This is a genomic window from Curtobacterium sp. JUb34 (assembly GCF_003755065.1).
In the GTDB taxonomy this organism is placed as follows: domain Bacteria; phylum Actinomycetota; class Actinomycetes; order Actinomycetales; family Microbacteriaceae; genus Curtobacterium.
On the sequence record NZ_RJVH01000002.1, the window covers coordinates 860,697 to 887,328 of the forward strand.

Here is a 26,632-nt window from a genome sequence, read left to right on the forward strand (position 1 = left end):
AATGCTGGTAGATGTGGTGCTGGCTTCGACGCTACGGGTGGGTTCCGCGCACTGTCGCCCCGCCACGCCGCGTGTCGCCGATCAGGTCGGCAATTCAGTCCTTCGCGCGGATCACGCCGTTGTCCGGTGCCGACACGTCGTACTCGACGACGACGCCCGGGTTCCGCGCCGCGTGGTCCTTCACCAGCGCGGCGAGCAGCGCGGCCTTCGTGTCGGAGTCGTCGGGGCTCCCCCACACGACGGTGGAGCCGTCCTTGAGGGTCAGGGTCACGTCGTCGGCGGTGGACCCGGCGACCCGCGTGACCTGCGACCGCACCGTCGAGGGCAGCGCCAGCACGACCTCGGTCATGGTGCGGAAGCTCGAGGATCCGAGGCGCGCGCGGGCGATGTCGGCGAGCGGCATCGTGGCCGGACGCTTCGGCGACGACTGCACGACGATGCCGGCCGGGTCGACGAGGTCGAACGAGCTGCCGGACTTCACGGCCACGACGGGCGTGCGCTCGGTGACCGTCACGACCAGGGTGTGCGGCGGCGCCTCTTCCGTCACGTAGCTCTCGATGAGCGGGAAGCCGGCGATGTCCTGCTTGATCGCGTCGAAGTCGAGTCGCGCGAGCGGCGTGCCGACCTGGTCGGACAGCGCCTGTCGCAACGCGGTCTCGTCGACGCGGTTCGTGCCCTTCACCTCGATCGTCTGCAGCGCCATCAGCGGCGAGAAGACCGCCACCAGGATCGAGACGCCGAGCACGAGCACGATGCCGGCCGCGGTGATCCAGGCAGCGCGGCGGTGGCGGCTGCGGCGGGTGAAGCGACGGACCTCTGCCCGCTCGAGCAGGCGGCGTCGGCGCTTCGCGACGCGCGCCTCGCGTGCGGTCTCGGCCGCACGGACGCCGGCACCGATCGGTGCGTCGTCGTGGTGGACCGGCCGGGAGGCACTGCCCGCGTCGAGCACGTCCGTCACGGTCGCGTCCTGGTCGCGTGCACTGCCCGCCGCGCCCCCGGACGGTCGTCGCGCCCCGTCTCCTCGGGGCGCGTTGCCCGCGTCGGGGCGCGAATCGCGGTGGTCCTCGTCCGGTGTGTACTCGCGCAGGCGGTCGGCGACGGCCCCGAAGCCGGCGCCGACGCGGCGGCCGGCCGCGCCCGCGAGGGTGCCGACGCGGTCGCGGGACGAACCGGACGCGTCGGTGCCGGCGGTCGTGTCGGGGGTGGGCTCGGCCGTCTCGACGACCGTTGCCTCGTCGGCGGACGCGGGACGGGCCTCCCGGTCGTCCGCGGGGCGCCCACGGAACGGGAGCCGCGGCATCGAGGGACCACGACGCTGCCGGGGCGCGTCGGCGCCTTCAGCCGGGACGTCCCTGCGGACGTCCCCTTCGTCGAACCCCTCTGGTCGCTTCACCGCGTCAGCGCGCCGTCGACGTGGAGGGCACCGAGCACCTGCGGGATGATCCGGTACACGTCACCGCAGCTGAGCGTCATGATGATGTCGCCGTCACGGGCGACCGCGGCGGCACGGGCGGCGGCCTCGTCCCAGTCGGGCAGGAACTCCACGCGGGACTGGTCGGCGAAGCGCTCCTGCACCAGGGCGCCGGTCACGCCGGGCTCCGGGTCCTCGCGCGCGCCGTAGACGTCGAGGACGACGGTGTGGTCGGCGAGTTCCTCGTAGACCCTGGCGAAGTCACCGGCCATCAGGCGGGTGCGGGAGTACAGGTGCGGCTGGTGGATGGCGATGATGCGGCCGTCGCCGACGACGTTGCGGGCGGCCTTCAGTGCTGCCGCGACCTCGGTCGGGTGGTGCGCGTAGTCGTCGTAGACGGACACCCCGCGCTCGACGCCGTGCAGTTCGAAGCGGCGCTGGGTGCCGCCGAAGGCCTCGAGCCCGCGGATCGCGTCCGCGGCGCTGACGCCCAGGCCGGTCAGGACCGCGAAGGCGCCGACGGCGTTGATCGCGTTGTGTCGGCCCGGCACGCGCAGCGTCAGGTGGTGCGCTTCGCCGCCGGAACGGAACTCGACCTCGACGCCCGCCGACTCGATGATCCGCTCGATGCGCACGTCGGCGTCGACGGCCTCGCCGAAGGTGACGACCTCGGGGGCGTCGGCGCGCTGCCGGATGCCGGCCGTGACGGTCTTGGCACCGGCGTCGTCGCTCGAGATGACGATGCGCTCGCTCGCCTTCGCGGCGAACTCGACGAACGCCTCGGTGAACGCTTCCTCGCTGCCGTAGTGGTCGAGGTGGTCGGCGTCGACGTTCGTGATGAGGGCCACGGCGACGTCGTAGAGCAGGAACGAGCCGTCGGACTCGTCGGCCTCGACCACGAACAGGTCGCTCGTGCCCGGCGCCGAGCTCGTCCCGAGCGACTGGATGACGCCGCCGTTGACGAAGCTCGGGTCGAGGCCGAGCTCGACCATCGCGGTGACGATCATGCCGGTCGAGGTGGTCTTGCCGTGGGCACCGGCGACCGCCACGAGGCGGTGCTCGGCGATCAGGGCGGCCAGGGCCTGCGACCGGTGCAGCACCGGCAGAGCGCGGCGCTGCGCCTCGAGCAGTTCGGGGTTGTCCGGCCACAGCGCGCTCGTGACGACGATGGTGTCCGCGTCGCCGACGTTCGCGGCGTCGTGGCCGATGTGCACCGCGGCACCGAGGTCGCGCATGATGCCCGTCGTCTCGGTCTCACGGGAGTCGCTGCCGGTGACGCGGTGGCCGGCGGCCAGGAACATCCGGGCGATGCCGCTCATGCCGGCGCCGCCGATGCCGACGAAGTGCACGGTGCCGAGGTCGTCCGGGATCGGCTGCGTCAGGTCGGGCTTGATGGTCATGGTTCCTCCGTGGTGCTGGCTGCGCCGGTGCCGTGCTGCGCGTGCCTCGCGGCGTCGAGGACGAGGTCGGTCATCCGGTCGGCGCCGTCGCGGTGCCCGACGCTGCCCGCCCGGACCGTCATGTCCGCGATGCGGGACCGGTCCTGCAGGATCGTCAGGAGCTGGAACGTCACCCAGTCCTGGTCGATCTCCCCGTCCGCCACGAGCACCGCTCCCCCGGCGTCGACGACGTCCTTCGCGTTGTGGCGCTGCTCGCCGTTGCCGACAGGGTACGGCACGAGCACGCTCGGCAGCCCGACCGCGGTGAGCTCGCAGACCATGCCCGCGCCGGAGCGCGACACGACGAAGTCACTCGCCGCGTACGCCAGGTCCATCCGGTCGCAGTACGCCAGCACGTGGTAGCCGTCGAGGTCGCTCGGACCGATGTCGGACGCCGCACCGACGACGTGCAGGATCTGCCAACCGGCACCCACGATCGTCGCCGCGGACGCGTTGATCGTGCGGTTGATGCTGCGGGCGCCCGACGAGCCTCCCGTGACGAGCAGCACGGGGTGGGACGGGTCGAGCCCGAACTCCGCGAGGGCCGCAGGCCGGCTCGCACGACGGTCGAGCGACTCGATCTCACGCCGGAGCGGCATGCCAACGACCCGGCCGTGCCGCAGTCGGGTGTTCGAGAAGGTCAGGCCGACGTGGTCGGTGAGGAACGCGGCGAGGCGGTTGGCCAGCCCGGGCTTCGCGTTCTGCTCGTGCACGACGATCGGGGTGCCGGTGCGCCGGGCAGCGATGTACGCCGGTGCCGCCGCGTAGCCGCCGACGCCGAGGACGACCTCGACCTCGCGCTCCCGGATGATCTGCTCGGTCCGCTTGACGGCCGCTGCGAACCGCTGCGGGAAGCGCAGGGCCGCGCCGCCCAGCTTCCGGGGGAACGGGAGACGCGGGATCGTGAGGAGCTCGTAGCCGCGCATCGGCACCAGGCGGGACTCGAGACCCTCGGCGGTGCCCAGGACGAGCACCTCGGCGTCCGGCTCGCGCTCGGTCAGGCGGTCGGCGACCGCGAGCAGCGGGTTGACGTGTCCGGCGGTGCCACCGCCGGCGAAGAGGTACTTGCTCACCGGAGTCGTCCGTTCGTGGTGGTGCTGTCGAGGGGCGGGTTCGTGGTGCGCGGGTCGTTCTTGCCGGGCAGGTCACGGGCGAACGACAGCACGACGCCGATCGCCACCAGGGTCATGATGAGCGCGGACCCGCCGGCCGAGATCAGCGGCAGTGGGACGCCGAGGACCGGGAGCAGGCCGAGGACCACGGCGATGTTCACCAGCGCCTGGCCGATGATCCACGCGAGGATGCCGCCCGTGACGGTCTTCACGAACGGGTCGCGGGACTGCCGGATGATCTTGATCATGCCGACGGCGAGCACGACGAACAGCGCGAGCACGACGACGGCGCCGATCAGCCCGAGCTCCTCGCCGATGATCGCGAAGATGTAGTCGTTGTCCGCCTCGGGCAGCCACGACCACTTCGCCTTGGAGTTGCCGAGCCCGACACCGAACACGCCACCGGACGCCAGCGCCCACATGCCGTGCACGGGCTGCCAGCACAGGTCGGCGTACTGGTTGGAGTCGGTGCAGCCGGACAGCCACGCGCTGATGCGCACCTGACGGGACGACGAGGCCATCGTCACGAACGGCAGCATGACCGCCATCGCCGCCAGGCCGACCAGCAGGTGCCGGGCCCGGGCGCCACCGACGTACAGCGCACCGAGGACCAGGATGAGCATGATCATCGCGGTGCCCTGGTCGCCACCGAGGATCACGAGGCCGAGCGACAGGAGCGAGGCGATCCCGATCGGGATGAACACCTCTTTCCAGTCGTCGAGCTTGTCGCGCTTGACGTACATGATCGCGCCGATGCCGAGCACCAGACCGAGCTTGACGACCTCGGACGGCTGCGCGGTGAACGAGCCGATGCCGATCCAGTTCCGGTTGCCCTGGACGTCGATGCCGAGCGGTGTGTAGACGAGGAGCTGCAGGGCGAGCGCGGCGCCGAGCAGGCGCATCGCCCACTTCCGCCACAGCCGCGTCGGGACACGACTCGCGACGAGCATGAGCGGGACGCCGAGGACCGCGTAGAGCCCCTGGCGGGACGCCGCACCGAAGAAGTCGTGCGTCGCGGCGTACTGCTCGACGCTCGACGACGACAGGACCATCACGACGCCGAAGACGACCAGGAACAGCGTGACGCCGAGGATCGTGTAGAAGGTGCTCGACTCGGCGACGAAGACGTTCTTGACGGCGACGAGTGCGCCGTTCGTGCGACGCGGGGTGCCCGTCGCCGTCGTGCTACGACTGTTCGGAAGATCCGTCGTCGCCATCGGCGTTGCCTCCCAGGTGCTCGTGGACCGCCGCCGCGAAACGACGCCCCCGGTCGGCGTAGGAGCCGAACTGGTCGAACGACGCAGCCGCCGGGGCGAGGAGGACCGTGTCGCCCGGTCTCGCGACCGATGCGGCATGCCGGACCGCCTCGGGCATGACCTGATCAGTGTCCGTCGTCTCCACCTGGAGCACCGGCACCCCGGACGCGTGTCGCGCGAATGCCTCCAGGACGGGGGTCCGGTCGGTGCCGATCACCACGACGGCGCGGACACCCGGGCCGAAGCGCTCGACCAAGCCGTCGACGTCGACCCCCTTGAACAGCCCGCCGACGATCCACACGACCGTGTCGAACGACGCCAGTGACGCGGTGGCGGCGTGCGGGTTCGTGGCCTTGGAGTCGTCGACCCACGCGATGCCGTCCGCCTGGGCCACGAGCTCGGTGCGGTGGTGGTCGGCGCGGAACGCCCGGACGGCCGACTGGATGGCACTCGGCTGGACGGTGCCGGCACGGGCCAGGGCAGCGGCGGCGAGGACGTTCATGGTCATGTGCGGGCTGGCGAGCCCGGCAGCCTCGAGGTCGGCGACGGTCGAGAGTTCGAGCGCGCTGTTCCGACGGTCCTCGGTGAAGGCACGGTCACAGAGGACGTCCTCGACGATGCCGACGTCACCGGGCGCGGGCACCCCGGGCGTGAAACCGACGGCACGGCAGCCCTCGACCACGTCGGCCTCCTGGACCATGTCGCGCGTGACGTCGTCGGCGGTGTTGTAGACGCACGCCATCACGGTGCGCTCGTAGACCTTGGCCTTCGCGGCACGGTAGGCCGCGGCGGAGCCGTGCCACTCGAGGTGGTCGTCGGCGATGTTCAGGCAGGCGCTCGCGAGCGGCACGACCGCACCGTCCCCCGAGGTCGCCATGTAGTGCAGCTGGTGGCTCGAGAGCTCGACCACGAGCACGTCGTAGCCGTCCGGGTCGCGCACGACGTCGAGCACCGGCACACCGATGTTGCCGCAGGCCACGGCACGCAGGCCGCCGGCCTCGTACATCGCGGTCGTGAGCTGCGTGGTGGTGGTCTTGCCGTTGGTGCCCGTGATCGTGATCCACGGCGCGGCGACCGGGCCGCGCACGACCTTGTCGCGCACGCGCCAGGCGAGCTCGATGTCGCCCCAGACGGTGCTGTTCCGGACGGACCACTGCACGGTCGCGTTGTGCGGCGGCAGGCCGGGCGACACGATGACGACGTCGGGCGCCTGCTCCTGCAGCGCGGCCGGGACGGCGTCGAGCGGGGTCTGCACGAAGCGGGCCCCGATGACGTCGAGCAGCTCGACGCTGTCCGACGGCGCGTCGGTCGAGTACACCGTGACCGCGCTGCCGAGCTCGACCAGGGTGTCGGCGACCGAGAAGCCGGTCGCGCCGAGGCCGAGGACGGCGACGTTCAGGCCCTTCCACCCCTCGGCGTACCAGCTGTCGAGGGACTGGAGGCGGGAGGACGAGGACACCGGGTCAACCAACGCGTGCGATCCATTCGAGGTAGAAGAGGCCGACCCCCGCGGCGACGAAGAGCCCCGCGATGATCCAGAACCGGACGACGACCGTCACCTCGGCCCACCCCTTCAGTTCGAAGTGGTGGTGCAGCGGACTCATCCGGAAGATCCGCTTGCCGTGGGTGATCTTGAAGTACGCCCGCTGCAGGATGACCGAGCCGGTGACGATGAAGAACAGGCCGCCGATCAGGATGAGCAGCAGCTCGGTGCGGCTGAGGATCGCGAGACCCGCCAGCGCACCACCGAGGCCGAGCGAACCGGTGTCGCCGAGGAAGATCTGCGCGGGCGACGTGTTGTACCAGAGGAAGCCGATGAGCCCACCGCAGACCGCGGCTGCGACGACCGCCAGGTCGAGCGGGTTGCTCACGGTGTAGCAGGCGTGCTCGGTGCTCGCGTCGAGCCGGGCACCGCCGCAGATCTGGTTCGACTGCCAGAAGCCGATGATCACGTACGAGCCGATCGCCAGGATGCTCGAACCGGTCGCGAGACCGTCGAGACCGTCGGCCACGTTCACGCCGTTCGACGTGGACACCGTCAGCAGGACGATCCAGGCGAGGAACAGCACGGTGCCGATGACGGTACCGAGCGCCATGAAGTCGAGCCACGGGATGTCCCGGACCGCCGAGATCATGGTCGACGCCGGGGGCTTGCCGTTCGACGTCGGCACCACCAGGGCGACCGTGGCGAAGATGACCCCGACGATGACCTGACCGAGGACCTTCGCCCAGCCGCCGAGCCCGAGGCTCCGCTGGCGCCGGACCTTCAGGAAGTCGTCGATGAACCCGACGAAGCCCAGGCCGACCATGAGGAAGAGCACGAGCAGGCCGGACAGCGTGATCGAGTCGCCCCCGACCAGGTGCCCGACGAAGTACCCGATCACCGCACCGATGATGAGGACGATGCCGCCCATCGTCGCGGTGCCGCGCTTCGTGTGGTGCGACTGCGGGCCGTCGTCACGGATGAACTGACCCCACCCGAGACGGTGGAACAGCTTGATGAAGAACGGGGTGAGCAGCAACGTGAACACCAGCGACACAGCGCCGGCGATGAGGAGCGCGATCATTCGGTGACACCTCCGAGGCGGTCGCCGAGGAATCGCAGTTCCGCCGACTTCGAGGACTTGACCAGGACCACGTCGCCGGGGCGGAGCATGTCCTGGAGTGACCGGACGGCGTCGTCGACGTCCTCGATGAACACCGACTCGCCGTCCCACGATCCCTCGAGGGTGGCGGCCTGGTGGATGGGCATCGCGCCGCGGCCGACGACCACGAGCTGACCGATGCCGAGACGGACGACGAGCCGACCGATGCGGTCGTGCTCCTCGGTCGAGAACTCGCCCAGCTCGGCCATCTCGCCGAGCACGGCGACGGTCCGCTCCCCCGGACGCACGATCTGCGCCAGGGTCCGCAGCGCCGCTGCGGTCGAGTCCGGTGACGCGTTGTAGGCGTCGTTGATCACGGTGACGCCCTCGGGGCCGCCCTGCAGCAGCTCCATGCGCCAGCGCTCGGCGCGCGTCATCGACGCGAGCGCCGCGGCGCCGTCGGCGAGCGGGACACCCCAGCGGTGGGCGACCGTCAGGGCGGCGGCCGCGTTCATCGCGTGGTGCTCACCCAGGATCGCGAGGCGCACGTCGACGTGATCCGGGCCTCCCGTTCGGCCTCCGTCTGCAGACGGGTCGCCTGCGGGGACGGGAGGCGCGGTGAGGGTGAAGCGGGTGCCGCTGCGGTCCGTCTCGATGCCGGTGATGCGGTAGTCGGCATCCGCCGACGTGCCGAAGCCGACCACCTGCGCGGCCGTCAGCTCGCGCATCGACGCGACCCGGTCGTCGTCGACGTTGAGCAGCGCGGTCGCGGACGCGGGCAGGTCGGTGACCATCTCGGACTTCGCCCGCTGCGTGGCCTCGATGCCGCCGAACTCGCCGGCGTGCGCGAGGCCCACCTTGAGCACGACCCCGACGTCCGGCTCGGCGATGCGCACGAGCGCGGCGATGTGGCCGACGCCGCTCGCCCCCATCTCGACGACCAGGAACCGCGTGTCGTACGTGACCCGGAGCATCGAGATCGGTGCCCCGACGTGGTTGTTGAAGGACCCCTGGGGCGCGACGGTCTCGCCGTGCTGCTCGAGGATCGTCCGGAGCATGTTCTTCGTGCTCGTCTTGCCGTTCGAGCCGGTGATGCCGACGACCCGCAAGGGTGCCGGCCGTCCCTCGGCGTCGACACGGTCGGCGGAGGCCATCCGGACACGGGTGACGACCTCGTGCGCGAGCGCGGCGAGGGCGGCGTAGCCGTCCGCGACGACGATCTGCGGCGCGGTGGTGTCCACCCGTTCGGGCGTGATGACGAGCGCTGCGCCGGCCTCGGTCGCGGCGGGCACGAAGCGGCGCCCGTCCGTGACCTCGCCGGGCAGGGCGAAGAAGACGCTGCCGGGGCGGACCAGGCGCGAGTCGGTCTCGACCGAGCCCTCGACCACCAGGTCGCCGGGCTCGGCGACGTCGGTCGCCTGGGCGCCACCGATCAGCTCGCCGCCGACCGCGGTGGCGATCTCGGCGAGGGTGAGCGCGATCATCGGAGGTCCTCGGCCGGACCGGAGTTCGGTTCCCAACCCGCTTCGCGCAGGGCCTGACGGGCCTCGTCGCGTGCCGAGTAGGGGGTGCGGACGCCGGCGATGTCGCGGTAGTCCTGGTGGCCAGGGCCAGCCCAGAGGATCGAGTCGCCCTCGCCGAGCAGACCGACGGCCAGGCGGATGGCGGCTTCTGGTGGGCTCACCTCGTGCAGCTCGTGGTCCGGGAACGCCTCGCGCGCGGCGTCGACCAGGGTCTTCCGGATCGATGCGGCGTCCTCGAAGCGGGGGTGGTGGTCGGTGACGACGAGGATGTCGCTGCCGGCCGCTGCGACGCGGGCCATGTCGCCGCGCTTCGTGGTGTCACGGTCACCGTCCGCGCCGAACAGCATGAGGACCTTGCCCGGCGTGAACTGGCGCACGGCGGCGAGGGTGTTCTCGAAGGCGTCGGCGCTGTGCCCGAAGTCGACGTAGACGCTCGGGCCGTGCTCGCCCGAGACGCGCTCGGTCCGGCCGGGCAGGTAGCACTCGATCGCGCTCGTCCGTTCGCCGCGCTGCTCGCGCTCGTCCTCGTCGGGGTAGCGGCGGTGGTTCGTCTCGAGCGCGTGCGCGATCGCACCGAGCTCGAATCCGCCCTCGACCAGCATGACGATCGCCAGCGCGGCGTTCGCGGCCATGTGCCAGCCGATCAGGGGCACACGGGTGGTGAGCTCGCGACCCTCGGGACCGGTGAGACGGAACTCGGTGTAGGCGGCGTGTGCCTCGACGATGTCGACGTGCCACTCGGCCTCGACGTCCGGGTGCACCGTGATCGTCGTGACCGGGATGCGGGAGTCCTGCACCACGCGGTGGCCCCAGTCGGTGTCCAGCGAGACGACGCCGCGACGGGCGTGCTCGGGCTGGAACAGCGGGAGCTTCGCCTGGTAGTACTCCTCCATGTCGGCGTAGTCGTCGAGGTGGTCGTGCGACAGGTTCGTGAAGGCCGCGACGTCGAAGACGATGCCGTCGACCCGGTGGCGGCTGAGTGCCTGTGCGCTCACCTCGACGGCGACCGCGCGCACCTCGCTCTCGCGCATCCGGGCGAGGAGCGCGTGCATCTCGCTGGCCTCGGGCGTGGTGAGGCGGCTCGTCACGCTGAGCGCACCGATGTGGCGCTCGGCGGTCGAGCTCAGGCCGGTGACCAGGCCGAGCTGCTTGAGGATCCCCTCGAGGATGTAGGACGTGCTCGTCTTGCCGTTCGTGCCGGTGACGGCGAACAGCTGCGGCAGGTCGGTGGCCTCGTCCGGGTGGGTGCGGTAGACCCAAGCCGACACGTCGCCCAGGGCAGCACGGGGGTCGTCCACGACGAGCACCGGCAGACCGGCGGCCTGCGCGCTCGCCACACCGGCGTCGTCGGTCAGGACTGCGACGGCACCGCGCTCGGCGGCCTCGGCGGAGAACTCCGCGCCGTGACGGTTCGCACCGTGCACGCCGACGAAGACGTCACCCGGCTGCACCTCGGCGGCACTCAGCGTGACACCGGTCGTCTCGACGGCGTCGACCGAGCCGACGACGCGGAGGCCGAACGCGTTCGCGAGTTCGGCGACCGCCCTCGGGGTGGGGTGTTCGGGCCGGAGGACCGGGGGGATCCGTGCGGACAAGTATTCCTTCTTCCTCACCACGTGGACGGGTAGAGCTTCGCCTCGGACGCGGAGGGGGCTACTCGGTACTTCTCGAGCACCTGGGACATGAGTGTGCGGAACGCCGGAGCCGCTCCGCTCGACCACTTGTTGGTCTGCGGCTTCGTGAACGTCACCGTGACAACATACTGGGGGTCTTCGGCGGGTGCCATTCCGGCCACCGAGGTGATGCGCTGACCGCCGTAGCCCTTCGAGCCCTCGGCCACCTCGGCCGTACCGGTCTTCGCGGCGATGTTGTAGCCCGAGATCGGCTTCATGCCCACGAGCGTGCCGCCCGTGACCACGCTCTGGAGCATGTCGGTGACCTGCGTCGCGGCGGCGGCGGACACGACGCGCTGCTTCTGCACGTCGGGCGCGTCGATCGTCGTGCCGTCCGAGGTGGTGCACCCCTTGACGAAGTGCAGCGGGATCCGGACACCGTCGTTCGCGATGGTCTGGAACACGCTGGCGACCTGGACCGCGGTCGTCGAGATGCCCTGGCCGAACATCGAGTTGATGTTCGTCTGCTGGTCCCAGTTCGGGCTCGAGCCGTAGTCCATCGACGGCTGGCCCGGGTAGTCGATCGCCGACTCCGGCTCGAACAGTCCGAACTTCTGCATGTAGTCGTAGCGCTGCTGAGCCGTCAGCCGCGAGCCGAGCTCGGTGATGCCGACGTTCGACGAGTTCTGCAGGATGCCCGTCAGCGTCAGGTTCTCGGTCTCGTGGAACTCCGAGTCGTGGATCGTGCCACCCCAGGGGAACGTGCGCGAGTAGGGCACGACCGCCTGGTCGGTCGGACTCGACTTGCCCTGGTCGATCAGGGCGGCAGCGATGGCGGCCTTGATCGTCGATCCGGGCTCGTAGCTCGCCGTGAGGGCCCGAGAACCGAACGCTCCCTTGTCGGTGGTGGCGTCCACGTCGTTCGGGTCCACCGTCGGGTAGTCGGCGACTGCGAGCAGCTCACCCGTCTTCACGCTCGTGACCGTGGCCGTCGCGGACTCCGCCTGCAGGGTCTTCGCGGCGGACGCGATGGTCTGCAACGCCATGTACTGCAGGTCGCTGTCGATCGTCGTGACGAGCGTGCCACCGTCCTTGGCCTGTTTCTTCGTCACGGTGCTGCCCGGCAGCTGGACGCCGTCCTCACCGCGCTCGTAGGTCTCCGAGCCGTTCGTGCCGGCCAGGCACTTGTTGTACGCGTACTCCAGGCCGGCCTGCGCGCCGTCGGTACCCATGAAGCCGGTCACGTTGCCCGTGGTCGCACCCGTCGGGTAGACCCGCGACGCCTGCTGCTCCTTGTAGATCCACGGGATGCCGAGGTCGGTCACGGCCTCGTAGTGCTTCACGTCGAGGCCCTTGACCAGGTAGGCGAAGTCCGACTTCGGGTTCGCGGCGATGTTCTTGCGCATGGTCGCGACGTCACCGCCGGAGGCCTTCGCCAGGGCGGTGAGCGCCGTCGACACGCTGATGTCCTTGACCCGTGTCCCACCGAGCTTGCCCGTGAACTTCTTGACGAGTCGCGGGGCGGTGGTGATGTTGTACCGGGTGACGCTGTCGGCGAGTTCGGTCCCGTTGCGGTCCACGATCGAGCCGCGGGTGCCGTAGATGGTCACCGGGATGCTGCGCTTCTGGGTGGACTGCTCGTTGAGGGCCGAGGCCTGCACGACCTGGATGTCGACGAGACGGACCACGAAGACGCCCACCAGGGCGATCACGGCGATCATCACGATGCTGTAGCGCAGTCGGCGGTTGCGGATCGTCTTCGTCACGCGGTGCGGTCCTTCCCGGATGGTGCTGAGGGTGGTGCAGACCCGCAGGTCACCGGGTGGAAGGCGCCTGGAGCTGGTTCGCGTCGGACTCTACGGAGGACTTCGAGGAACCCCCGTCCGACGCGCTGGCGCCGCTCGTCTTCTCAGACGCGGCGCTGTTGGCGGTGCTCGCGCTGCCGGTGCTGCTCGCGCTGCCGGTCGTCGAGCCCGTCTCCTTGCTCGTCGACGTGTCGCCCTGCTTCGCGGCGAGGGGGACGTCGTTCAGCAGCGAGTTCGGCACCTGGTTCTCCGTACTCGCCGTGGCCGGGTCGGCGACCGCGGGCGTCGGCGTGCCGTACACCCGGCCCGTCTTGGGGTCGAGGTACACCGGCGTGGAGTTGGCGATCATCCCGAGCGACTGCGCGTTGCGGGCCAGGTTCTGCGGCGAGTCGAGCACGCGGAGTTCCTCGGAGAGCGACTGCTGCGTGCGGGAGAGGTTCGTCTGCTCGGTGCCGAGGGCGCTCAGCGTGTAGGCCCCCTGACTGAGCACCATGCTGATGCCGAGCTGGGCGAGCAGCAGGATGCCGAGCGCGACGACCGCAGTGACGGCGTAGCCGATGCGGGGCCGTGCACGACGCTGCGCCGCGGTCGGGGTGACCTCGACGAGCTCCGGTCGGCTCTGTCGGTCCGGGCGCGGGGTGCGGGACGGGACGACGGCGGGGTCGACGAGTGCGAGGTTCGTGCTCATGTCACTTCCGGATCCGCTCGGCCGCGCGCAGGCGCACGGGTGTTGCTCGGGGGTTGGCGGCGCGCTCGGCCTCGTCGGCCAGCTCGGCGCCCTTGACGATCAGGGAGAAGGTGGGGGCGTGCTCGGGGAGCTCGACGGGCAGCCCGGCGGGGGCGCTCGACTTCGTGCGCTCCACGAGTGCCCGCTTGACGATGCGGTCCTCGAGCGACTGGTACGACTCGACGACGATCCGGCCACCGACCGCGATGGCGTCGAGTGCAGCCGGGATCGCGCGCTCGAGGACGCTGAGCTCGGCGTTGACCTCGATGCGCAGCGCCTGGAACACGCGCTTCGCCGGGTGGCCCTGGCGCTGGATCGCGACCGGGGTCGCGTCGTGGAGCACCTGGACGAGGTCGCCGGACATCGTGAACGGGGCGCTTGCTCGGCGCTCGACGATGGCGCGGGCGTACCGGCCGGCGAGCTTCTCCTCGCCGTAGCGCTGGAAGATGCGGCGCAGCTGGCCCTCGTCGTAGGTGGCCAGGACGTCGGCGGCGGTCTGCCCCTCGGTCCGGTCCATCCGCATGTCGAGCGGCGCGTCCTGGCTGTAGGCGAAGCCGCGCTCGGCCCGGTCGAGCTGCAGCGAGCTGACACCGAGGTCGAACAGCACACCGTCGACCTGACGGAAGCCCTCGCCCTCGATGGCGTCGACGATGCCGTCGTACACGGTGTGCACCAGACGGACGCGGTCGCCGAAGCGGGCGAGTCGCTCCCCCGCGATGCCGAGGGCGTCGGTGTCGCGGTCGAGACCGATGAGCGTGAGCTCCGGGAACCGTTCGAGCAGCCCCTCGGAGTGCCCGCCCATGCCGAGCGTGGCGTCGACGACGACCTTGCCCGGCCCGTCGAGCGTCGGCGTGAACAGGTCGACGATGCGCTCGAGCATCACCGGCGTGTGCGGGAAGCGTGGCGTCCCGTTGTCGTTGTCGGCCATGTGCAGCCCCTCGTCTCCTGGGCCGCGGGTCCGGATCCCCATCCATGCGACCTGACATCGGGGAAGTGATGTCAGGGCTTCACGGCTGGGAGTCCCGATCCACGGATCAGAAGATCCCCGGGATCACCTCCTCGTCGTTGTCGGCGAACGCCTCTTCGGCTTCGGCGTAGTAGGCCTCCCACGCGGTGGTCGACCAGATCTCGGCACGGTCACCGCTGCCGATGACCGTCAGGTCCCGCTCGAGCCCCGCGTACTCACGGAGGTTCTGCGGGATCGTCACGCGGTTCTGCTTGTCGGGCTGTTCGGCGCTGGCCCCCGAGAGGAACAGGCGCATGTAGTCCCTGGTGCGCTTCGACGTCATCGGTGCGGTCCGGATGCGCTCGTGGAGTTCCTCGAACGTCCGGGCACTGAAGACCACGACGCAGCGTTCCTGGCCGCGGGTCATCACGAGTCCCCCGGACAGTTCGTCCCGGAACTTGGCGGGGAGGATCACGCGACCCTTCTCGTCGAGCTTCGGGGCATGAGTACCGAGCAGCACGTCGGGCCTCCCCTCCGCTCCACCGGACCGTTGCAAGCCCCACTTTACTCCACTCCCCTCCCCACGCGCAGGATTCCGCTCCCTTTTCGCCCCGTGACACCCCTTCTGGGGCCGTTCGAGCGCCGGTTGCCGCTGAGCCATCGCCGCAGATGCCTGTCATGGCGGGGATCTGGGCCGGAATGGAGGGCGTGGAGGAAAGTGGAGGACTTTCGCAGCCGGTGGAGCGTCACGGCGGCGCGGCGGAGCACGGCCCGATGTGGTGCGGGAGGCCCGGCTGCTCACACCACGGCGCCGGCACCGCGCCGAGGTTCCACGACATGCCGCGCGCGAGTCGCCGAGGTTCCACGAACGGACGCCAGGGCGCGCGAGATGCCGAGATTTCGGAACCTCGACGGCGCTCACCCCCGCGAACGCCCCCGGAAACGCGAAAACGGGGCCGACCCGAAGGCCGACCCCGTCACGAGGGAGGAGTGTGGAGGGCTGCTACTGCCCCTGGTCGTTCCGCTTGTCCCAGCGGTCGTTCATCCGGTCCATGAAGGACCCACCGCCACCGTTGGCCGGACGAGCCGAACCACCGGACGCCGGAGCACCCGGCCGAGCGGGCTTCGCCTTCGGGGCTCGCATGCCCGGGCGCAACGCGAAGAGGACACCGGCGAGCATCACGACGAAGCCGAGGATGCCGAGCAGCGGGGCCTTGATCACGAGACCGACGATGACGATCGCGACGCCGGCGAGTGCACCGAGCACGCCGAGCGTGATGGCCGTGTACGTCGGACGACCCTGTCGACGTGTGACACGCGCCACGAAATCGGAATCGTTCTGGTAGAGGCTGCGCTCCATCTCTTCGAGAAGGCGCTGCTCCTGTTCCGAGAGCGGCATCTGGGTTCCCTCTGTTCCTGGGATCGACGCGGGGTTGAACAACCGGGCTGGAAAACACTCGGTTGAGTGGACCGATTCTATGTCCCAACCGCTCCACTAGGGTAGGGACTGTGGCTGAGAGTACGCGATTAGTGGACCTCGTATCGGCGCGTATCGACCGGGCACTCGACGAGCAGCGTGAGCGGCTCCTCGCGATCAGCCCCGATCTCGCCCCGTTCGACCTGTACGCCCGTGATCTGCTGTCCGGCGGCAAGCGCTTCCGGGCGCTGTTCTGCTACTGGGGATGGCAGTCGGTGGCGGGCCGTTCGGGCTCGTTCGACCCGCTCGCCGAGGGCTCCCGCCAGACCACGGCCGAGGCGATCGTCACGGTCGCCGCGGCGCTCGAGGTCTTCCACGCAGCGGCGCTCGTGCACGACGACATCATGGACCGCTCGGACACCCGTCGCGGGCGTCCCGCGGCGCACCGCCGCTTCGAGTCGCTCCACCAGGAGTCCGGTTTCGTCGGCGACCGCGGACAGTACGGCACGAACTCGGCACTGCTGCTCGGCGACCTGCTGCTCTCCCTCAGCGACTCGGTGTTCGACGAGGGCCTCGCGCTCCTCGACCCGGTGCGCGGCCGCATCGTGCGCCAGGAGTTCCACGCCATGCGCCTCGACGTCACCGCGGGCCAGTACCTCGACGTGCACGAAGAAACAGCCTGGCCCGTCATCGACGAGTCCGAGCACCTGCTCCGCGCCCAGCGCGTCATCGTCTTCAAGTCGGCGAAGTACTCGATCGAGGCACCGCTCGTCATCGGCGCCCTGGTGGCCGGCGCGAGCGAGTCGCAGCTCGAGGGCCTCCGCGCCTTCGGACTCCCCCTCGGCGTCGCCTACCAGCTGCGCGACGACATGCTCGGCGTGTTCGGGGACCCCGAGGTCACCGGCAAGCCCGCGGGCGACGACCTGCGCGAGGGCAAGCGCACAGTGCTCATCGCCTCGGCGCGCAAGGCCCTGGCGAGCGGCCCGCGGCAGCTGCTGGACGAGCTCCTCGGCGACCCGGACCTCGACGAGGAACAGGTGCAGATGCTCCGCGCCACCCTCACCGAGTCCGGTGCGGTCGCCGCCGTCGAGCGTTCCATCGACCGGCACGTGCAGCGTGCGAAGGCGGCGCTCGACGCGTCGCCGCTGACGCCGTCGGCACGGGAGCAGCTCGCGTCGCTGGCCGACACGGTCAGCCGCCGGTCGTCCTAGACCCACTCCCAGGACGGACGGGAGGCCCGGTGCCAGCTGGCACCGGGCCTCCCGTCTGCTCGGAACGCGTCTAGAGCAGCGACTGCGCCACGCGGCGCACCTCGGCCTTGCGACCGGCGCGCAGCGCCGCGATGGGCGAGACGCCCATCGAGTCGTCGACGGTGAGCATCCAGCGGACCGCCTCGTCGTCGGTGAAGCCGTTGTCACCGAGCACGGTGAGGGTGCCGCGCAGCTCGGGCAGGGGCTCGCGGTCCTCGAGGAACTCGCTCGGCACGCGCAGGACGCCACCGACGCGGGCCGCCAGCAGGGTCCGCTCCTCGAACAGGCGGTGGATCCGACCGGGGCTGGTGCTGAACAGGTCCACCAGTTCGGGGACGGTCAGCCAGCGCTCGGAGAGGGTCAGGTCGTCGACGGGTGCAGCACTCACACGCCCATGGTGCCAGAGCGGGGCACCGAGTGAGTACGCCTCGTTCGTCACATTCGTCACACGCACCACATCCGGCTCTCTGGTTGACTTGGGAATCACACCATGCCAGCGTTGTGCCACCTGTGAGTGCGCGCATGCACGCGCACGGGACAGTCGAGATCAGGAGAAACCGTGGACCACGCTGCAGACGAAGCCGCCCGACGCGCACGATCCGCCCGGTTCGCGACCATGCCCATCGTCCTCGCGGGCACGATCGCGGTGACCGCCGGCCTGACCGGCCCGGTCGCGCACGCCGAACCGCGACACGACGACGCGGACGCGAACCACAAGCGCCACGTCGACCAGGACCGCAACGTCGGCAACCGTCCGGTGTTCGGTACCGCGGTCGCTCGTCCGTCGCAGACCACCGTCACGACGGTCGCCGCGACGACGAAGTCCCCCACCACGGCTGTGCCCACGAACTACACCGTCCGTCAGGGCGACACGGTCTCGGGCATCGCCGCCCGCTTCGGCCTGTCGGCGCAGGAGGTCCTGGTGCGCAACGGCCTCGGCTGGAACACGATCATCCACCCCGGGCAGACGCTGCACCTGGCGTCGACGCCCGCGGTGACGACGGCGCGCACGACCACGAGCGCCGGATCGACGTCCGGCTCGGGGTCGAGCACCTCGAGCTACCACGTCAAGTCGGGCGACACCGTGTCCGGCATCGCGTCGCGGGTCGGGGTGTCGACGACGGCGCTCCTCAGTGCGAACAAGCTCTCGCAGCGCAGCGTGATCTACCCCGGCCAGACCCTTCGGGTGCCGCACGGCTCGTCCGGTGGCGGCTCGGTGTCGACGGCCGCCGCGTCGTCGGGTTCGTCGGGTTCGTCGAAGTCGAGTGTGAAGATCTCCTCGGGCGACACGATCGGCTCGATCGCCGCGTCCCACCACGTCTCCGTCGCCGCGCTGTTGTCGGCGAACGGCCTGACCTACACGAGCACGATCTACGCGGGCAAGACCCTCGTCATCCCGTCGTCGAGCTCCGCCACGGCGACCGCCGCCGCACCGTCGCGTGCCGCCGTGAGCGCCGCCGTCGGGCTGAGTGCCGAGCAGCGCCAGAACGCGGCCACCATCGTCGCCGTCGGCCGCTCCCTCGGGGTGTCCGACCGCGGCATCGTGGTGGCGTTGGCCGCCGCGATGCAGGAGTCGAGCCTGCGCAACCTGCCCCACGGTGACCGCGACTCGGTCGGCCTGTTCCAGCAGCGGCCGAGCCAGGGCTGGGGCAGTGCGGCGAAGCTGCAGGACCCGGCCTACGCGACGAAGCTGTTCTTCGGCGGGCGGAACAACCCGAACACGGGCAAGACCCGCGGGCTGCTCGACGTGCCCGGGTGGTCGTCGATGAGCATCACCGACGCCGCCCAGGCCGTGCAGCTCTCCGCTTACCCGAAGGCCTACGCCAACTGGGCGAGCGCCGCCGAGGGCTGGCTGGCCACCCTCTGAGTCTCATCCGGAAGATCGAGATTGGGTCACGACCGGTGCGCCGGTGCGGTCCCGTGCAGTCTCGATTCGTAGAATGCCGCCGATGACCACCAACGCCGCCACGGATCCGATGATCGGTCGCATGATCGATCAGCGGTACCGCGTCCGCTCCCGCATCGCGCGCGGGGGCATGGCGACCGTGTACCTCGCGACCGACGTCCGCCTCGAGCGACGCGTCGCGATCAAGATCATGCACGGGCACCTGGCCGACGACCAGGCCTTCCGCGAACGCTTCATCCAAGAGGCGAGGTCGGCCGCACGGCTGTCCCACCCGAACCTGGTCGGTGTCTACGACCAGGGTGCCGAGGACGACACCGCGTACATCGTGATGGAGTACATCCCGGGCATCACGCTGCGGGACCTGCTGCAGGAGCACCACGCCCTGACGCCGGAGCAGGCGACCGACATCCTGCGGGCGGTGCTGGCCGGCCTCGCCTCGGCCCACCGCGCCGGCATCGTGCACCGCGACCTGAAGCCCGAGAACGTCCTGCTCGCCGACGACGGCCGCATCAAGCTCGGCGACTTCGGTCTGGCCCGCGCGACGACCGCGAACACCGCGACCGGCGCCGCCCTGCTCGGCACGATCGCGTACCTGTCCCCCGAGCTCGTGACCCGTGGCGCTGCCGACTCGCGCAGCGACATCTACGCGCTCGGCATCATGCTCTACGAGATGCTCACCGGCGAACAGCCCTACAAGGGCGAGCAGCCGATGCAGATCGCCTACCAGCACGCGAACGACACGGTGCCCGTGCCGAGCGCCGCGGTGTCCGGCGTGCCGCCCGAGCTCGACGAACTCGTCGCCTGGTCGACCGCCCGCGACCCCGAGGACCGCCCGCGCGACGCCCGCGAGATGCTCGACCACATGGCCGGCAACCAGCAGCGTGCGACGGGCCAGTACCGGACCGCCGTGCTGCGGCCCGAGAACGCGACGGCGATCCTGCCGTCCGGCGGCGGCGCCACGGCCGGTACCGGTGCACCCGGCGCCGGTTCACGCGCTGCTGCCGCGGACGCACCGGCGGCGGCGACCGACGCCACGGCCATCATCGACTCCCCCGAGCGGAGCCGCCCGGCGACCCGCAACCGCAACACCGGTCCGGGCCCGCGCCGCACCGGCGCGCAGCCCGGCGTGCTGTCCCCCGCGGGGCAGCGCCTGGCCGACCTGTCCGCCAAGCGTCGCAAGCGCGGCTGGATCGCACTGTCGGTCTTCGTCGTGCTCCTGCTCATCGGCGCGGGCTTCGGCTGGTACTTCGGGCCGGGGCCGGGTGGCAACGTGCGCATCCCCGAAGTGACGGGCAAGTCGGTCTCGCAGGCCCGGCAGCTGCTCGAAGCCCAGGGCCTGCACGCGGCGTCGAAGACCGGAACCCGGTTCGACGCCGTCGTCGCGAAGGGACAGGTGTCCGTCACGAAGCCGGCCGCGGAGCGCGAGGTGCAGAAGGGCACGTCCGTGCAGCTCGTCGTGTCGAACGGCCCGAGGATGATCGCGCTGCCGGCGATCGTCGGGCAGCCGATCTCCACCGTCACCGCCGCGCTCGACGACGACTTCGAACTGCAGGACAACCGGTACGAGTTCTCCGCGGACGCCGCGAAGGACACCGTCATCGCGGCGACCGGCCGTGCGTCGGGCGGCAAGGCGCTCGACCTGACCGCGGTCAAGGCCTACGGCGAGACCGGTCCGGTCACCCTCACGGTGTCCCTCGGGGCCGTGCCCGACGTCGTCGGCAAGACCGTCGACGAGGCGTCGGCCGCACTCGACGACGTCGGACTGATCCTCGGCGCACGCACCGAGGAGTACAGCGAGACCGTCCCCTCCGGCCAGATCGTCTCCGCCGAGGTGCAGGACTCCCCCGCCGTGCGCGGCACCGCGATCGACGTCGTCGTGTCGAAGGGTCCGACACCGATCACCGTCCCCGAGGACGGCGTCGTCGGCGCGACGATCAACGAGGCCACCGCGACGCTCGAGGGCCTCGGGCTCAAGGTCGCTGTACCGGACTGCACGAACATCCTGTGCGGGTTCTACGACTGGAAGTCGAAGCTCCCGGTGACCGGTACCGACCCGGGCGCCGGGGCCACGGTGTACCGCGGCGACACGGTGACGCTCGCCTACGACCAGTAGCGGTCGGGCAGTCCGGTCCGCCGAAGCGACATCCGTCCGCCCAATCTCGCCGAAACCACCGCGAAAGCGACAGTGTGCCGCCGGACATCGGCGGCACACTGTCGCTTTCGCGGACCGGCGCCGCTGACGCCTTGGCGGGGCGGGCAGTGGACGCGACGGCACGGCGGACGGGAGGCGCGGTGCGGAGCCGCCACGGGCCTCCCGTCCGGCACGCGGAAGCGACAGAACCCCGCGAACGGTTCGCGGGGTTCTGTCGCTCTGGCGGGACTGACCCGCTCCGCTGCGCGCTACGCGCGCACGTGCGGGTGCGCGCCGAGCTCCTCGGCCACGAGGAACGCGAGCTCGAGCGACTGCATGTGGTTCAGTCGCGGGTCGCAGAGCGACTCGTACCGGGTGGCGAGGGTGGCCTCGTCGATGTGCTCCGAGCCGCCGAGGCACTCGGTGACGTCGTCACCGGTGAGCTCGACGTGCATGCCGCCCGGGTACGTGCCGACCTGGCGGTGCGCCTCGAAGAAGCCGAGGACCTCGTCCACGACGTCGTCGAACCGACGGGTCTTGTAGCCGGTGGGCGTGGTGAGGCCGTTGCCGTGCATCGGGTCGGTGACCCACAGCGGGTTGGCGTCCATGCCCTTGATCGCCTCGAGCAGCTTGGGCAGCTCGTCGCGGATCTTGCCGGCACCCATGCGCGTGATGAACGTCAGGCGGCCGGGCTCGCGGTTCGGGTCGAGCTTGTCGACCAGGGCCTTCATGTCGTCGACGCTCGTGGTCGGGCCGAGCTTCACGCCGATCGGGTTCCGCACCCGCGACAGGAAGTCCACGTGGGCACCGTCGAGGTCCCGCGTGCGCTCGCCGATCCAGATGAAGTGGCCCGACGTGTCGTAGGCCAGACCCGAGCGCGAGTCGATGCGGGTCATCGGACGCTCGTAGTCCATGAGGAGACCCTCGTGCGACGCGTAGAACTCGACGTGCTTGAGCGCCTCGAAGTCGGCACCGCAGGCGTCCATGAAGCGGATCGCGCGGTCGATCTCCTTGGCGAGGTGCTCGTACCGGGCGTTCGCCGGGTTCGACGCGAAGCCCTTGTTCCACGAGTGCACCTGGCGCAGGTCGGCGAAGCCACCCTGCGTGAAGGCGCGGACGAGGTTCAGGGTCGACGCGGCCGTGTGGTACCCCTGCACCAGGCGGCGCGGGTCGGCCGTCCGGCTCTCGGGCGTGAAGTCGTAGCCGTTCACGATGTCGCCGCGGTAGGCGGGCAGCGTGACGTCGCCGCGGGTCTCGAAGTCGCTCGAGCGCGGCTTGGCGAACTGCCCGGCCATGCGGCCCATCTTGATGACCGGCATCGAGGCGCCGTAGGTCAGCACGACGGCCATCTGCAGGATCGTCTTGACCCGGTCACGGATGGAGTCGGCGGTCGCACCGGCGAACGTCTCGGCGCAGTCACCGCCCTGCAGCAGGAACGCCTTGCCCTGGGCGGCGGCTGCGAGCCGCTCGCGGAGCTTGTCGACCTCGCCCGCGAAGACGAGGGGCGGCAGCGTCGCGATCTCGGCCGAGGCGGCTTCGGCCGCACTCGCGTCGGGCCACGTCGGCTGCTGCTTGATGGGGAGCGTGCGCCAATAGTCGAGCCCCTCGATGACGTCCGGATCCTGCAGGGCGACGAAGTCGGTCGACTCGGGCAAGGGCGTTACCTCGGTGTTCTGTGCGGGCGGCCCGCCGGGCCGCCGGAAGGCGGCAGAACGGGCGTCCCGGCGGAGTGCCGGGACCATCAGAGCCTAACGTGCGGGCGACGACTTCCGTTCCCGCATGACGGCCTCGCGTGCGGAGCTCGCGCGCTCCTTGACGCTGGTGGCGTAGACGTCGACGTACTCCTGCCGGCTCAGCCCGGCGAGCTCGTGCATGACCTCGTCGGTGACGCTCCGCAGGATGAACCGGTCGGTCTCGAAGCCCTGGAACCGCGAGAAGTCGAGCGGCTTGCCGAACACGACGCCGACGCGCTTGATCTTCGGGAAGCGCTGCCCGATCTGCTGCACCTCGCGCGTGCCGACCATGGCGACGGGGACGACGAGGACACGGCCCTCGAGGATCATCCGCGCGATGCCGGTCCGGCCCCGGTAGAGCTTGCCGTCGGGGCTGCGGGTGCCCTCCGGGTAGATGCCGAGCTGTTCCCCGCGGGCCAGCACCTGCAGGCCGGTGCGGAGCGACGCCTCGGACGCTTTGCCGCCGGAGCGGTCGATGGGCAGCTGGCCGATGGCGTTGAAGAACGTCTTCGTCGCCCACCCCTTGAGGCCCCGCCCGGTGAAGTAGTCGCTCTTCGCCAGGAAGGACAGCCGCCGGTCGAGCACGGCCGGCAGGATCACCGAGTCGATGAACGAGATGTGGTTCGACGCGAAGATGACCGGCCCCTTGGCGGGGACGTGCTCGCGGCCGACCACCCAGGGACGGAACAGGGTGAGGATGAGCGGGCCGAGCAGGAAGTTCTTCAGCAGCCAGTAGGTCATCGACGACTCCAGGTGGTGGGGCGGGCCAGAGCGACCTTACGCGGTGCGGACGCGGATGCGCCTACGCCGTGCGGGCGTGGATGCGGGCCAGGTCGGCGGCACCGACGACCCCGGCGTCGTTGACCAGCTCGGCGATCACGAAGTCCGGCTCGGGGTGGTAGCCACGCGCCGGCAGGTTGTTGAGGTACGCCTGCTTGATCGGGTCGAGCAGCCGGTCCCCCGCGCTGGCGACACCGCCGCCGAACACGAAGAGCTGCGGGTCGAGCACCGCCGACAGTGAGGCGCAGGCTTCACCGAGGTGCCGGCCGAGACGGCGGAGGGCCGCGAGGGCACCCGGGTCGTCGGCCAGGATCAGGTCGCCCACGATGTGACCGTCGAGCTCGCCGCCGTTGGCTTCGCGCGCGTCGGCCAGGGCCGAGCCGATGCCGCCGGCGTCGGCGACGTCGTTCGCCATCCGCTGCAGGGCACGGCCGGATCCGTACTGCTCGATGCAGCCACGGGCACCGCAGCCGCAGGGCAGACCGTTCGGCACGATGCGCAGGTGCCCGATCTCGCCACCGGTGCCGAAGCCGCCGCGGAACAGGCGGTCCTCGGTCACGATGGCGCCGCCGACGCCGGTGCCGATGGTGAGCATGGTCATGTCGGAGACGAGGCGGCCGGCGCCGAAGCGGAACTCGGCCCACCCGGCGGCGTTGGCGTCGTTGTCGACCGTGATGTGCAGGTCGCCGAGACGCTGCTGCAGCTTCTGGCGCAGTGGCTCGTTCCGCCACCGGATGTTCGGCGTGTAGTAGACGATCGACTGCGAGGCGTCGATGAACCCGGGAGCCGCGACGCCCACGGCGCCGACCTCGTGTCCCGAACTGAGTCGCTCGACCATCGAGACGACGTCGTCGAGCATGGCGTTCGGGTCCGCAGCGTTGGTGGCCACGCGGTCCTCGGCGATGATCTCGCCGAGTTCCGTCACGACCGCTCCCGCGATCTTGGTGCCCCCGATGTCGATTCCGATGGCGTGCACGGTCCAAGAGCCTACCGGTTCGCCGCGAACTCACGGAACGCCCGGTCACGCGCCCTATGCTGACTGTGACGCCTCGCAGGATGAGGCGCCCTCGAATCGAACCGGCAGACAAGGGAGTCACCGTGAACGATCAGCGACCCGTACCCGGCACCGAGGCGTCGACCGGGAGGCACGCATCGCGTCCGACCAGCGGCCCCGTCGCTCCTGACCACGGCTCCGCAGCGCGGCTGCTCGGCGACCGCGCCCGACTGACGCCGTCGCGTCCGATCCTGGCCCAGCGCCACGGCGACACGTGGACGACGATCACCGCCGGCGAGGTCCTGGGGCGGGTCCGCGGCATCGCGAAGGGCTTCGTCGCCGCCGGCCTCGAGCCCGGCGCCCACGTCGCCATCCTGTCCCGCACACGCCTCGAGTGGACCCTCGTCGACTTCGCGGTGTGGACCGCGGGGCTGGTCTCCGTCCCCGTCTACGAGACGAGCTCCCCCGACCAGGTCCGGTGGATCCTCTCCGACTCCGAGGCCGTCGCGATCGTCGTCGAGCAGGAGGAGCACGCGCGCCGGGTCGCCTCGATCGCACCGGACCTGCCGCACCTCGGACAGCACTGGACGATCGACGGCGGTGGGCTCGACGACCTGACCCGGCTCGGCGAGGACGTCACCGACGACGAACTCGACGCCCGGACGGCGACCGTGCACGGCCACGACGACGCGACGATCATCTACACCTCCGGGTCGACCGGACGCCCGAAGGGGTGCGTCCTGCGGCACGACAACTTCACCGCGACGGTCGAGAACGCCAGCGTCGCGATGCCCGAGGTCGTCGCGGACGGCGCCTCGACCCTGCTCTTCATCCCGATGGCCCACGTGTTCGCCCGGTTCATCGCGGCGATGTCGGTGTCGGCCGGTGTCCTGGTCGGCCACGAGCCGGACACGAAGGACCTCATGCAGGCGGTGTCGTCCTTCAAGCCGTCGTTCCTGCTGGCCGTCCCCAGGGTCTTCGAGAAGATCTACAACGCGTCCGAGCAGAAGGCCGACCTCGGCGGCAAGGGGAAGATCTTCCGGGCCGCGGCGGACACGGCGGTCGCGCACTCCGAAGCGCTGGCCGCCGGGCGGGTGCCGCTCGTGCTCGGCCTGAAGTTCAAGCTCTTCGACAAGCTGGTCTACGCGAAGCTCCGGAACGCCCTCGGCGGTCGGACCGAGTACGCGGTCAGTGGTTCGGCGCCGCTCTCACCGCGGCTGTCGCACTTCTTCCGGTCGATCGGCGTGCTCATCCTCGAGGGCTACGGGCTCACCGAGACGACGGCCCCCGCGACCGTGAACCGCGCTGCAGAGCTCCGCATCGGCACGGTCGGCCGCGCGCTGCCCGGCGTCGAGATCCGGATCGCCGACGACCAGGAGATCCTGATCCGCGGGGTCGACGTGTTCGACCGCTACTGGCGGAACGACGAGGCCACGGAGCACGCCTTCACCGACGACGGCTGGTTCCGCACGGGCGACCTCGGGCGGCTCGACGCCGACGGGATCCTGACGGTCACCGGCCGAGCCAAGGAGCTCATCGTAACCGCCAGCGGCAAGAACGTCGCCCCCGCGCCGCTCGAGGACGGCATCCGCGAACACCCGCTCATCGGACAGGTCGTGGTCGTCGGCGAGGGCAAGCCCTTCGTCGCCGCCCTCGTCACGCTCGACCGCGAGATGCTCCCGGGGTGGTGCGAGAGCCGCGGGATCACCCCGGCGCTCTCCGCGCACGAGGCCGCGTACGACGAACGCGTGCTCAGCGCCGTGCAGGAGGCCATCGACACCGCGAACGGCCGGGTCTCACGAGCCGAGTCGGTCCGGTCGTTCACGATCCTGGACACCGAGCTGTCCGAGGGCTCTGGACACCTGACGCCGAAGCTCACGATCAAGCGGTCGGTCATCCTCCGCGACTTCGCGGCGGACATCGACCACATCTACTCGGGGTCGAAGGTGCAGACGACCGCGACGCCGGTCATCGAGGAGCGTCGCGGGCGCCGCGCGTAGCGCC

Annotated in this window: 21 protein-coding genes; 4 read left to right on the forward strand and 17 right to left on the reverse strand. The window is 70.7% G+C overall.

The window, feature by feature from the left end; genetic code table 11:
• Positions 1–94: 94 nt before the first annotated feature.
• The 13 genes from EDF63_RS10520 to EDF63_RS10580 form a co-directional block, all read right to left on the reverse strand.
• Positions 95–1,300, reverse strand: coding sequence for an FtsQ-type POTRA domain-containing protein (locus EDF63_RS10520; protein ID WP_123312949.1), 1,206 nt, complete (start codon positions 1,298–1,300; stop codon positions 95–97).
• Between the two features lie 89 nt (positions 1,301–1,389).
• On the reverse strand, positions 1,390–2,811 hold the full coding sequence (gene murC / locus EDF63_RS10525) for a UDP-N-acetylmuramate--L-alanine ligase (RefSeq protein WP_123312950.1): 1,422 nt from the start codon (positions 2,809–2,811) through the stop codon (positions 1,390–1,392).
• A complete protein-coding gene (gene murG, locus EDF63_RS10530) occupies positions 2,808–3,923 on the reverse strand; it encodes an undecaprenyldiphospho-muramoylpentapeptide beta-N-acetylglucosaminyltransferase (RefSeq protein ID WP_123312951.1) in 1,116 nt (371 codons plus the stop codon). Before murG ends, murC begins: the two co-directional genes overlap by 4 nt.
• Entirely contained in the window at positions 3,920–5,179 is a 1,260-nt protein-coding gene (gene ftsW / locus EDF63_RS10535; RefSeq protein ID WP_123312952.1) for a putative lipid II flippase FtsW, read from the reverse strand. Before ftsW ends, murG begins: the two co-directional genes overlap by 4 nt.
• On the reverse strand, positions 5,148–6,677 hold the full coding sequence (murD, locus tag EDF63_RS10540; RefSeq protein WP_123312953.1) for a UDP-N-acetylmuramoyl-L-alanine--D-glutamate ligase: 1,530 nt from the start codon (positions 6,675–6,677) through the stop codon (positions 5,148–5,150). Before murD ends, ftsW begins: the two co-directional genes overlap by 32 nt.
• 4 nt (positions 6,678–6,681) lie before the next feature.
• Positions 6,682–7,785: a phospho-N-acetylmuramoyl-pentapeptide-transferase gene (gene mraY, locus EDF63_RS10545; RefSeq protein ID WP_123312954.1), complete on the reverse strand. Its 1,104-nt coding sequence runs from the start codon at positions 7,783–7,785 to the stop codon at positions 6,682–6,684.
• Positions 7,782–9,287, reverse strand: a complete 1,506-nt coding sequence (gene murF, locus EDF63_RS10550; RefSeq protein WP_123312955.1) for a UDP-N-acetylmuramoyl-tripeptide--D-alanyl-D-alanine ligase — start codon at positions 9,285–9,287, stop codon at positions 7,782–7,784. Before murF ends, mraY begins: the two co-directional genes overlap by 4 nt.
• Positions 9,284–10,921, reverse strand: a complete 1,638-nt coding sequence (locus EDF63_RS10555) for a Mur ligase family protein (RefSeq protein ID WP_123312956.1) — start codon at positions 10,919–10,921, stop codon at positions 9,284–9,286. Before EDF63_RS10555 ends, murF begins: the two co-directional genes overlap by 4 nt.
• 14 nt (positions 10,922–10,935) lie before the next feature.
• Positions 10,936–12,705 (reverse strand): penicillin-binding protein 2, encoded by a 1,770-nt coding sequence (locus EDF63_RS10560; RefSeq protein WP_123312957.1) that lies wholly within the window; start codon positions 12,703–12,705, stop codon positions 10,936–10,938.
• A gap of 49 nt (positions 12,706–12,754) precedes the next feature.
• Positions 12,755–13,432, reverse strand: coding sequence for a hypothetical protein (locus EDF63_RS10565; protein WP_123312958.1), 678 nt, complete (start codon positions 13,430–13,432; stop codon positions 12,755–12,757).
• Between the two features lies 1 nt (position 13,433).
• A complete protein-coding gene (gene rsmH, locus EDF63_RS10570) occupies positions 13,434–14,399 on the reverse strand; it encodes a 16S rRNA (cytosine(1402)-N(4))-methyltransferase RsmH (protein ID WP_123312959.1) in 966 nt (321 codons plus the stop codon).
• Positions 14,400–14,505: 106 nt separating this feature from the next.
• Complete coding sequence (gene mraZ, locus EDF63_RS10575) at positions 14,506–14,937, reverse strand: division/cell wall cluster transcriptional repressor MraZ (protein WP_071254530.1); 432 nt, start codon at positions 14,935–14,937, stop codon at positions 14,506–14,508.
• Between the two features lie 483 nt (positions 14,938–15,420).
• Positions 15,421–15,816: a DUF3040 domain-containing protein gene (locus EDF63_RS10580; protein ID WP_123312960.1), complete on the reverse strand. Its 396-nt coding sequence runs from the start codon at positions 15,814–15,816 to the stop codon at positions 15,421–15,423.
• Positions 15,817–15,926: 110 nt separating this feature from the next.
• Here EDF63_RS10580 and EDF63_RS10585 point away from each other — a divergent pair, with 110 nt between their 5' ends.
• On the forward strand, positions 15,927–17,045 hold the full coding sequence (locus tag EDF63_RS10585) for a polyprenyl synthetase family protein (RefSeq protein WP_123312961.1): 1,119 nt from the start codon (positions 15,927–15,929) through the stop codon (positions 17,043–17,045).
• A 70-nt stretch (positions 17,046–17,115) separates the two neighbouring features.
• On the opposite strand, the gene EDF63_RS10590 is transcribed toward EDF63_RS10585, so the two are convergent.
• Positions 17,116–17,472: an Rv2175c family DNA-binding protein gene (locus EDF63_RS10590; RefSeq protein ID WP_123313150.1), complete on the reverse strand. Its 357-nt coding sequence runs from the start codon at positions 17,470–17,472 to the stop codon at positions 17,116–17,118.
• Between the two features lie 171 nt (positions 17,473–17,643).
• On the opposite strand from EDF63_RS10590, the gene EDF63_RS10595 reads away from it, so the two are divergent.
• A complete protein-coding gene (locus EDF63_RS10595) occupies positions 17,644–18,951 on the forward strand; it encodes a LysM peptidoglycan-binding domain-containing protein (RefSeq protein WP_260233055.1) in 1,308 nt (435 codons plus the stop codon).
• A gap of 82 nt (positions 18,952–19,033) precedes the next feature.
• Positions 19,034–21,103, forward strand: coding sequence for a Stk1 family PASTA domain-containing Ser/Thr kinase (pknB, locus tag EDF63_RS10600; protein ID WP_123312962.1), 2,070 nt, complete (start codon positions 19,034–19,036; stop codon positions 21,101–21,103).
• 287 nt (positions 21,104–21,390) lie between these two features.
• On the opposite strand, the gene EDF63_RS10605 is transcribed toward pknB, so the two are convergent.
• The 3 genes from EDF63_RS10605 to EDF63_RS10615 form a co-directional block, all read right to left on the reverse strand.
• Positions 21,391–22,776 (reverse strand): class II 3-deoxy-7-phosphoheptulonate synthase, encoded by a 1,386-nt coding sequence (locus EDF63_RS10605; protein ID WP_123312963.1) that lies wholly within the window; start codon positions 22,774–22,776, stop codon positions 21,391–21,393.
• 93 nt (positions 22,777–22,869) lie between these two features.
• Positions 22,870–23,595, reverse strand: coding sequence for a 1-acyl-sn-glycerol-3-phosphate acyltransferase (locus EDF63_RS10610; protein ID WP_123312964.1), 726 nt, complete (start codon positions 23,593–23,595; stop codon positions 22,870–22,872).
• 61 nt (positions 23,596–23,656) lie between these two features.
• Complete coding sequence (locus tag EDF63_RS10615) at positions 23,657–24,610, reverse strand: ROK family glucokinase (protein ID WP_111085799.1); 954 nt, start codon at positions 24,608–24,610, stop codon at positions 23,657–23,659.
• A 122-nt stretch (positions 24,611–24,732) separates the two neighbouring features.
• On the opposite strand from EDF63_RS10615, the gene EDF63_RS10620 reads away from it, so the two are divergent.
• A complete protein-coding gene (locus EDF63_RS10620; protein WP_260233056.1) occupies positions 24,733–26,628 on the forward strand; it encodes a long-chain fatty acid--CoA ligase in 1,896 nt (631 codons plus the stop codon).
• Positions 26,629–26,632 lie beyond the last annotated feature (4 nt).

Bases quoted from the DNA above. Each gene is read 5' to 3' on its own strand.
- murC (WP_123312950.1), bottom strand. From the start codon at position 2,811: ATGACCATCAAGCCCGACCTGACGCAGCCGATCCCGGACGACCTCGGC.
- rsmH (WP_123312959.1), bottom strand. From the start codon at position 14,399: ATGGCCGACAACGACAACGGGACGCCACGCTTCCCGCACACGCCGGTG.
- murF (WP_123312955.1), bottom strand. From the start codon at position 9,287: ATGATCGCGCTCACCCTCGCCGAGATCGCCACCGCGGTCGGCGGCGAG.
- ftsW (WP_123312952.1), bottom strand. From the start codon at position 5,179: ATGGCGACGACGGATCTTCCGAACAGTCGTAGCACGACGGCGACGGGC.
- pknB (WP_123312962.1), top strand. From the start codon at position 19,034: ATGACCACCAACGCCGCCACGGATCCGATGATCGGTCGCATGATCGAT.
- EDF63_RS10520 (WP_123312949.1), bottom strand. From the start codon at position 1,300: ATGCCGCGGCTCCCGTTCCGTGGGCGCCCCGCGGACGACCGGGAGGCC.
- EDF63_RS10580 (WP_123312960.1), bottom strand. From the start codon at position 15,816: ATGCCGCTCTCGGAACAGGAGCAGCGCCTTCTCGAAGAGATGGAGCGC.
- EDF63_RS10610 (WP_123312964.1), bottom strand. From the start codon at position 23,595: ATGACCTACTGGCTGCTGAAGAACTTCCTGCTCGGCCCGCTCATCCTC.
- mraY (WP_123312954.1), bottom strand. From the start codon at position 7,785: ATGATCGCGCTCCTCATCGCCGGCGCTGTGTCGCTGGTGTTCACGTTG.
- EDF63_RS10565 (WP_123312958.1), bottom strand. From the start codon at position 13,432: ATGAGCACGAACCTCGCACTCGTCGACCCCGCCGTCGTCCCGTCCCGC.